This is a genomic window from Sphingomonas sp. CCH9-E2 (assembly GCF_001557215.1).
GTDB lineage: Bacteria > Pseudomonadota > Alphaproteobacteria > Sphingomonadales > Sphingomonadaceae > Sphingomonas.
Window position 1 is genome coordinate 1 of sequence record NZ_LSJM01000009.1, and the last position, 4,186, is coordinate 4,186.

The following is a 4,186-nucleotide window of genomic DNA, read 5'->3' on the forward strand; positions in this document are numbered from 1 at the left end:
CCGCCGCGACCTGATCGGCGCCGCCACGCTCGCCAGCGCTGCCGCCGCCACCCCCGCCATCGCGCAGGGCAAGGCCCAGCCGCCCGCCCCCGACTGGAAGCGCGGCTTCGACAATCAGCGCATCCCGGACCTTGGCGACGGCCGCTTCCTCAACCCGCTGATGGCAGGCGACCATCCCGATCCGACGATCCTCAAGGACGGGAAGGACTATTACATGACCTTCTCGACCTTCGACTCCTATCCGGGGCTGGTCATCTGGCACTCGCGCGACCTGATCAACTGGCAGCCGGTCGGCGCGGCGCTAACCAAGAATATCGGGTCGGTCTGGGCGCCGGAGCTGTGCAAGCATAATGGCCGCTATTTCCTCTACATTCCGACCAAGGGGCCAAACACCAGCTGGGTGATCTGGGCCGACAGGATCGAGGGGCCGTGGAGCGAGCCCGTAGACCTCAAGCTGCCCAACCATATCGATCCCGGCCATGCGGTGGGTGAGGATGGGTCGCGCTGGCTGTTCCTGTCCGGCGGCGACCGCGTGCGCCTGTCCGACGACGGCCTCAGCCGCATCGGTGAGCCGGAGCATGTCTATGACCCGTGGCGTTATCCCAAGGACTGGATCGTCGAGGGCTTCGCGCCCGAGGGGCCGAAGATCACCCGGCACAATGGCTGGTTCTACATGATCACCGCCGTCGGCGGGACGGCGGGGCCGCCGACCGGGCATATGGTCATCGCCGCGCGCTCCCGCTCGATCCACGGGCCGTGGGAGAATTGCCCGCACAACCCGCTGGTCCGCACCACCTCGCTCCAGGAGAAATGGTGGTCGCGCGGCCATGCGACGCTGGTCGAGGGGCCGGGCGGCGACTGGTGGAGCGTCTATCACGGCTATGAAAACGGCTATTGGACGCTGGGGCGGCAGGCATTGCTCGATCCGATCGAATGGACCGATGACGGCTGGTTGCGGATGAAGGGCGGCGACCTGTCGCAGCCGCTTCCCAAGCCCAAGGGCGGGACGAAGAGCGGCCCGCACGGCATGAAGCTGTCGGACGATTTTTCGACGCTGGACATCGGGCCGAAATGGAATTTCTTCCGCCCCGCCCCCGATGAACGGTCGCGCGCGCGGGTCGCGAACAATGCCCTGCACCTCGACGCACGCGGCACCGCGCCGTCCAGCTCGTCGCCGCTGCTGCTGATCGCCGGCGACCCGGCCTATCGTTTCGAATGCGATATCGAGATCGCACCGGGCGGTACTGCGGGCCTGATCCTGTTCTACGACGACAAGCTCTATTGCGGCCTGGGCTTCGACGAGAAGCGCTTCGTCACGCACCAATATGGCATCGAACGCGGCCGGCCCGCCAATCCGCATGGGCGCAAGCTGCGGATGCGGGTAACCAACGACCGCCACATCGTGACCTATGACACCAGCGGCGATGGCGGAACGACATGGCACCGTTTCGACCGCGGCATGGAGGTGTCGGGATACCACCACAATGTCCGTGGCGGCTTCCTGATGCTGCGCCCCGGCCTCTATTCAGCCGGGGCAGGCACCGCCCGGTTCAGCAATTTCCGGTTCGAAGCGCTCAGCTGACCCGGCTCATTCCACCAGGATCGGGCCGGTCGGGGTGATCTCCGCCTCAATCGCCATCCGCACCACTTCGGCCAGCGTGCGCACGCCCAGCTTGACCATCAGGTTGGCGCGATAGCTCTCGACCGTCCGGAACGACAAGTCGAGCCGCCGCGCGGTCATCTTGGCGGACTGGCCCATCATCATGCCGTACACGACGTCCATCTCGCGCGGCGTCAGCGGCGCAAAGCGCGCGCGCGCCGCGTCCAGCTTTTCGCGCGTCGCCGCGACCGCCATCCTGCGCACCTGCGCGATCTCGATACACTCTTTCAGCGTGTCGAGCTGGACGGGCTTCTCGACGAAATCCACGACGCCCGTCCGCAACGCCGCAACCGCGGTCGCGATGCTCCCGGTCCCGGTCAGCATCACCACGACATGGCGGCTGCTGCGATCCACCAGCGCGGTGTGGACCTGCATCCCGTTCATCCCCGGCATGGTCAGGTCGAGCACGACGCAGCCCGGTGCCAGATCGGCCTGCACCGCCAGAAATGCCTCGCCGCTGTCAAAGCCCTGCACCGCATAGCCCGCTTCCTCGAGTGCATCGGCAAGCTCGTGGCGCAGATCGGTATCGTCATCGACCAGATAGACCGGGTCGGCGGGAATGGCGTCGGGGTCGGTCATGTGAGCCTCCACGGATGCGACAGCGGGAAGGTCAGCGTCAGCGTGGCCCCCACCGCGTCGGAATTATTGGCTAGATTGATGGTGCCACCGATTTCATCAACGATCTGGCGACAGATGAACAGGCCAAGCCCGGTGCCCTTGCCGGACGGCTTGGAGGTGCTGAAGGCGTCGAACGGCGAATATGCCAGATCATCGACCAGCCCGCTGCCATCGTCGCGGATCGCGACCGCGACATGCTTGGCGGACCTGGTGATCTCGATCCCGATCGTTCCGGCGGTTATCTGCTCGGTACGCGCCTGCTCGATCGCGTCGGCTGCGTTTTGCAGGGCATTGACGATGATCTGTTCGATCCCGATGCGCGGCAACATCATCGGCTCGACCCCGGCACCCCCGGTAATGATCAGCTCGATCCCGCGATTTTGCAGCACCGGACGCATGAACCGCGCGGCATCGTGGATCGCCTGGACCAGATCGGTCTGTTCGCGATCGCCGCGCTCTTCGCGGGCATAGGCCGATGTCCGCTCGATGATCGCCGAGGCACGCGCCACCTGCTCCAGGATGCGCGCGAACTTCTCGCGCGCGCGCCCGACCGCCGGGGGATCGCGCTGCAGCATCGTCGCGCCATTTTCCGCCGCGAGCGAGATGGTGAACAGTGGCTGACGCAACTCATGGCTCAGTGCCGACGCCATGCCGCCCAGTTCGATCAGCCGGGCGTTATGCAGCATCTTGGTCTGCATCGCCTGCGACGCGCGCAGGCGCACAAGGCAGCCGAACCGCCACTCCTCCGCCTCCACGTCATAGTCATGCGCCAGCAACAGGAACCAGTGCTGGCTGTCCGCACCGGCAAGGCGCAGTTCGGCCATGATGTCGTTGGTGCCGCGCAGCGGAAGCAGCGCGCTGCGGTCGGCCGGGTTGAACGGCACCACCCGCTGACAGACCCCGGCACCCGGCGTCAGCTCGACAAAGCGCAGCGCCGCGTCCTCGATCCGCAGGCCGCTGAGCAGCCGCAGGTCGATCGCGGTGCGCAGTTCGTCAACGGTTCGCGCCAGCCGCTCGCGCTCCTCGTCCGCATCGAGATAATCGTCGGTCGCCTGGCGCAGCATGCCGAGCACCGCATTGGATTCGATGAACGGTGCCTCGCCACGCGGAAACCGCTGTCGCGCGGCAAAGCCCTGCACCGCTTCATCCCACAGCTTCATCGACCGGCCCAGCGCGCGGCGAAATCCGAACAGCACCAGCTCTGCCAGCACCAGATAGGCCATCAACGGCAACAGGCCGGTAAAGATGGTCCCAAAGCTCTCAACGACCAGCGCGCGAGGCGACACCAGCACGGTCTTGTCGCCAAAGCGATCGGCGATCACGCAGACGCGCAGCCAATAGAGAAAGGTATTGCGATCGTCCGGCCCGCCCTGATCGCCGCGATCGGTCCGGGTGCATCCCAGCTGCTTGGCCCCGGCCGCGATGTCGCGGGTCGGAACGACGATCAGCGGCAGTTGGACCGCCGACCCGGCGACGCGGATGTGCGACGGCAATGGCCGGTCGGGCGCGGTCGCGCGCGCATCGACCACCACGGTATGAATCTGATCCTCGACGATCGTTAGCCGCTCGCGGACATTGGTCAGGCTGCCGATCAGGAACAGGGTCGCGGCACCCGATACGGCGAGCGATACGATGGCGTTGAGCGACAGCTGCAGCGACAGCATTCGCGCGCGCTCCAGTCCCAGCCCCGACGCACGGCGGACGACCAGCAGGGTGACGATCTCGGCAATCCCCGCCAGGGTCACCTCGCACAGGATCTTGCGCAGCAGGACGACGGCGGTGATCTCCATCGGACTGTTCAGGCTGAACCGAAACAAGAGCACCGCCGTCGCTGTGCCGAAGATGAGTTGGTAGAACAGGGTAACGGTCGAAAAACTCATCTGGCGCGGGCGGGACCAGGCGACCGCC

General features: G+C 66.2%; 3 protein-coding genes. 1 reads left to right on the forward strand and 2 read right to left on the reverse strand.

Annotated features, from left to right (window positions below):
* Positions 1-10 precede the first annotated feature (10 nt).
* Positions 11-1,582: a family 43 glycosylhydrolase gene (locus tag AX681_RS00595; RefSeq protein ID WP_066681519.1), complete on the forward strand. Its 1,572-nt coding sequence runs from the start codon at positions 11-13 to the stop codon at positions 1,580-1,582.
* A gap of 6 nt (positions 1,583-1,588) precedes the next feature.
* Here AX681_RS00595 and AX681_RS00600 read toward each other — a convergent pair whose 3' ends face one another.
* Together AX681_RS00600 and AX681_RS00605 are read right to left on the reverse strand one after the other, a co-directional pair.
* Complete coding sequence (locus AX681_RS00600; protein ID WP_066661850.1) at positions 1,589-2,239, reverse strand: response regulator transcription factor; 651 nt, start codon at positions 2,237-2,239, stop codon at positions 1,589-1,591.
* On the reverse strand, positions 2,236-4,186 hold a 1,951-nt coding region (locus AX681_RS00605), incomplete at its 5' end, for a sensor histidine kinase (RefSeq protein ID WP_231734844.1). The genes AX681_RS00600 and AX681_RS00605, both read right to left, overlap by 4 nt.